Origin of the sequence: Protofrankia sp. Cas4, from assembly GCF_963555915.1 — a bacterium.
Lineage (GTDB): Bacteria > Actinomycetota > Actinomycetes > Frankiales > Frankiaceae > Protofrankia.
The window spans coordinates 1-3695 of record NZ_CAUVXL010000188.1; the positions used below are offsets into that span (position 1 = coordinate 1).

The following is a 3695-nucleotide window of genomic DNA, read 5'->3' on the forward strand; positions in this document are numbered from 1 at the left end:
CGACCTCGGCTTTCTGCGGGCGGCGTGCGCACGCGGCCGCTACCCGGTCCCCGACTGGGAACATCTGGACACCGTCCGCATCGCCCGCCAGATCGTGACCAAAGATGAAAGCCCGGACTGCAAGCTGGCGTCGCTGGCCCGCCTCTTCCGCGCCGACAGCGAGCCGAGTCACCGGGCGCTCGCGGATGCACGCGCGACCGTCGCCGTCCTGCACGGACTGTTCGAACGGCTCGGCGCTCTCGGCGTGACCACCCTGGAGGACGTCCACGGTTTCACCCGGAAGGTCTCCCCAGCACAGCGGCGCAAGCGGCATCTGGCGGACGGGCTGCCGACCGGTCCCGGGGTCTATGTCTTCCGCGATCGCGCCGGCCGGCCGTTGTACATCGGGACCTCACGATCGGTCCGCGCCCGGGTCCGCTCCTACTTCACCGCGAGCGAGCCGCGGGCACGGATGGCCGAGATGGTGGCGGCGGCCGATCGGGTGGAGGCGATCGCGTGCGCGCATGCGCTGGAGGCCGAGGTTCGTGAGCTGAGACTGATCGCCGAGCACAAACCCCCGTACAACCGCCGGTCGCGGCATCCGGAGCGGGCGGTCTACCTACGGATCACCGACGAGCCGTTTCCACGGCTGGCCCGGGTGCGGGCGGTTCGCGACGCCGGCACCTATCTCGGCCCGTTCTCAGGTACCGCCGCCGCCGATCTCGCCGCGGCCGCGATCCACGCGGCGATTCCACTGCGGCAGTGCACCGCCCGGTTGTCGCCACGGCGGTCGGTGCCGGCCTGCGCTCTCGCGGATATGGGACGGTGCGGAGCACCATGCGACGGGCGGGAAAGCCTGCAGGACTATGCCCGGCATGTGGAGGCGGCCCGTCGGGCCATGACCACCGACCCGTCCGTGATCGTTGCCGCCGCGCGGACGCGCATCGACAGCCTCGCCGCCCAGCAGCGCTTCGAGGACGCCGCCGTCGAGCGGGACCGGCTGCTGGCCTTTCTGCACGGCGCTCAGCGGCTGCAACGGCTGTCGGCGCTGGCCGGCGTGGCCGAGATGACGGCGGCAGCGCCGACCCCCGAGGGCGGTTGGGACATCGCGGTGATCCGCCACGGCAGGCTGGTCGCGGCGACCAGCACACCGCCACGCACCGATCCGCGTCCCTGGATCGCCGCGACACAGGCCAGCGCCGAGACCGTGCGTCCGGGCCCCGGGCCCACGCCGTGCGCCAGCGCGGCGGAAACCGAGCGCATCCACCACTGGCTGTCCGGACCCGGTGTACGTCTGGTCAGCGTGGACGGCGAGTGGGCCTCACCCGCGACCGGCGCCGCTCGGGAAGTGTTCCGGCTGGGACACGCCCGCTGACAGGCATATATTAGGGACATTTCGGCCAACGCCTCGACCCGTGCCTCATATCGGCATACTTTTGCACCACTTGTGACCAGTATCCGATCGAGGAGAGCACATGGACCTGGGCCTGAAGGACAAGGTCGCCGTCGTCGCCGGCGGTAGTCGCGGATGCGGTCGCGCGATCTCGGTCGAGCTGGCGAAGGAGGGTGCCGCGGTCGTCCTGACGGGTCGTCAACCCGACATCGTGGAGGCGACCGCCGAGCAGATCGAAAGCACGGGCGGCAGCGCGCTGGGCGTGGTCGCGGACATGACCACCACCGCAGGAGCCCTCGAAATCATCGAGGCAGCGCGACGTGCCTTCGGAGCACCTGACATCCTCGTGACGAACCCACCCGGCCCGCTACCCGGCGACGACTACGGACGGGGCTTCCTCAACTGTTCGGACGAGGATTTCCTGCGCACCAACGACCAGTTCATCATGAGCCAGGTCTACCTGACCCGGGAAGTCATTCCGAACATGATGGAAAAAGGCTGGGGACGTCTGGTCAACATCGCGTCGATCTGCCTCAAGACCCCGCACCACCGCGATCCGCTGGTGCTCGCCAACCTGCGGGTGGGCATCGCCGGAATGATGAAGACGCTCGCCGAGGAGTACGGCGAACACGGCATTACAGCCAATATCGTGGCAACCGGGCCCTTCCGAAGCGAGCTGGCGGAAGATTACCTCAGATCCCAGAACGTCAAGGACGAGGCGTACTACGCGCAGGAGGTCCCCGTCCGTCGCTGGGGACGTCCGGCCGAAATGGGAGCCCTCGTCGCGTTCCTTTGCTCCGAGCAGGCCGCTTTTCTGACCGGTGAGACCATTCGTCTGGACGGTGGCTACAGCAAGAGCCTGTTCTGACTCAGAGTCAAACCGGCATCTTCTGCCTTCCTGATCAGCGCGCCAGTCGGCCGAGCAGGGCGCTGGCGGTGAGGATCGTCAACACCGCGGAGCCCGTGAGGACGGTGAAATCCAGCATGAGATGGCTGTCTGTGCCGATAAGCAGGCCGCGCAACGCGTCGACAAGATAGCTCAACGGGTTGAGATAGCTGGCCACACGGACCCAGGTCGGCATGATCGCCACCGGGTACAAGGCGTTACTCGCGAAGAACATCGGCATCATGATTGCCTGGCCGATCCCCATCAGCCGGTCCCGGGAGAGCACCAGCCCGGCAATCACGATCGACAGGCACGCGAAGAACCCCGAACCGAGCACGACCGCGACCATCGCGCCAAAGATCTTCAACGGATTGGCGGTCAGCCCCACGCCGAGCACCGCTGCCAGCAGTAGGACGACGACCACCTGTATCAACGCGCGCACGCCGGCCGCGAATGCCTTACCCGTGACCAGCGCCGTGCGGGGTGTCGGTGTCACCATGAGTTTGGCTAGGACGCCCGCGTCCCGGTCCCAGATGATCTGGATGCCGTAGAAGATCGAGATGAACAGTGCGGACTGGGCGAGAATCCCCGGCGCCAGGTAGTCAAGATACGGCACGGACCCGGTCGGAATGGCGTGGATCCGGTTGAACGTCACCCCGAAAACAAGCAACCACAGTGCCGGCTGGACGGCCCGGGTGTAAAGCTCCACCCGGTCGTGACGCAGCTTCTGCAGTTCGACCAGCGACAGTGTCGCGAGCCGCCGGACGAGCAGACGCGCCGCGCCGAGGGGTCCGTCGAGGTCCTGATCGAAGCCGGTTCCGGCAGGAGAACCCCGCAGGCCGCCGCGCTCAACCAACCCGGCTGGCGACACGGCGGATGTGCTGGACGCCATTGAAAGCTCCTTCCTCACCGGGCTCACATGCACCACCGGTGTGCTGGCGGAATACGTCCTCAAGGCTCGCCTGCGCGCCGAGCGCAGCCTTCAGCTCGCTCGGAACACCGACGGCGCGTACCCGGCCGGCATGCATGAGCGCAACCCGGTCACACAGGACGTCCGCTTCCTCCATATAATGGGTGGTGAGCAGGACTGCCATCGCGTACTCGGCCCGCAGACCCTGGACGTGTTCCCACACACTGTCGCGGGCGATCGGGTCCAGCCCGACGGTCGGCTCGTCGAGGATCAGCAGGCGCGGTGCGTTGACCAGTGCCTGAGCCAGCTCGAGACGACGCACCATCCCGCCCGAGTAGGTCCGCGCCATCCGGTCGGCGACCTCGGTCAGCCCCATCGCGGCCATGGCGTCGTTGACCCGGGCCCGGCGCTGGCGCCGCGGCACATCGAACAGGCCCGCGAACAGCGCCACGTTCTCCCGTCCGGTCAGCCCCGAGTCGGCCGAGAGCATCTGCGGCACGTAGCCGATGAGACGACGTGCTCGGATC

General features: G+C 67.8%; 4 protein-coding genes. 2 read left to right on the plus strand and 2 right to left on the minus strand.

Going from position 1 to position 3695, the window contains the following annotated elements; all coding sequences use genetic code 11:
* Together U9979_RS17490 and U9979_RS17495 are read left to right on the plus strand one after the other, a co-directional pair.
* A partial coding sequence (locus tag U9979_RS17490) for a DEDD exonuclease domain-containing protein (protein WP_322780231.1) occupies positions 1–1354 on the plus strand: 1354 nt, incomplete at its 5' end.
* A gap of 100 nt (positions 1355–1454) precedes the next feature.
* Positions 1455–2240, plus strand: coding sequence for an SDR family oxidoreductase (locus U9979_RS17495; RefSeq protein WP_322780232.1), 786 nt, complete (start codon positions 1455–1457; stop codon positions 2238–2240).
* A gap of 34 nt (positions 2241–2274) precedes the next feature.
* On the opposite strand, the gene U9979_RS17500 is transcribed toward U9979_RS17495, so the two are convergent.
* Together U9979_RS17500 and U9979_RS17505 are read right to left on the minus strand one after the other, a co-directional pair.
* Positions 2275–3150, minus strand: a complete 876-nt coding sequence (locus tag U9979_RS17500) for an ABC transporter permease (RefSeq protein ID WP_322780233.1) — start codon at positions 3148–3150, stop codon at positions 2275–2277.
* Positions 3107–3695, minus strand: a 589-nt coding sequence (locus tag U9979_RS17505) for an ATP-binding cassette domain-containing protein (protein WP_322780234.1), incomplete at its 5' end; no start/stop codon positions are given. The genes U9979_RS17500 and U9979_RS17505, both read right to left, overlap by 44 nt.

Bases quoted from the DNA above. Each gene is read 5' to 3' on its own strand.
- U9979_RS17495 (WP_322780232.1), top strand. From the start codon at position 1,455: ATGGACCTGGGCCTGAAGGACAAGGTCGCCGTCGTCGCCGGCGGTAGT.
- U9979_RS17500 (WP_322780233.1), bottom strand. From the start codon at position 3,150: ATGGCGTCCAGCACATCCGCCGTGTCGCCAGCCGGGTTGGTTGAGCGC.